A 554-nucleotide genomic window follows, 5' to 3' on the forward strand; every position below is an offset into this window, starting at 1 on the left:
GAATATGAAGATAAAAAAGGCAAGCTTCATCGTACGCTTTGGTCACTGCTGGAGCGGGATGATAAGGGCAGCGTTTTTATAAACAGCTGAATGACTTTTGTGCATGTAGCCGGTTTTGATTTAAACCGGTTACTGTGATTAACAAGGACGTGACGGATAAATCCAAAAGGAAAAGAATAATGGGTATTTTACATCCGCAGGAATGTTACTTTTTAGAAAAATTTATCTCAGCAGAACATTATGCCGAAACCCGTGACGCCATCATTGCCTATATCGATGCCCATGAAGAAGCCCTGGCAAGATATAAACGGGAGATGCCTCTCAATGCCCGCAAACTCCCTCAATGGCAACAGGCTGATGTCGTATGGGAAACTCGTGTAATGCCAAATATTCGTGATTTAAGGGAGCACTTCAGTAAACGATATATCCAACGTAGTCATAATAACCCAGAAGCATTTAGAATGGGCAATGCAATGGGATATATTCAAAAAGGTATTGTGGACTTTTGGAATGGATGGATGACCGAATATGAAATAGAACAAATACCTGCTCTC

Annotated in this window: 1 pseudogene; it reads left to right on the top strand. The window is 41.0% G+C overall.

The annotated features are described in order from the left end of the window. Positions 1–179: 179 nt before the first annotated feature. Positions 180–554, top strand: a pseudogene (locus tag ACJY2G_RS25550) (type VI secretion protein ImpA); the annotation flags it as partial.

It is taken from the genome of Rahnella sp. ATs2 (genome assembly GCF_051851855.1).
Lineage (GTDB): Bacteria > Pseudomonadota > Gammaproteobacteria > Enterobacterales > Enterobacteriaceae > Rahnella > Rahnella variigena.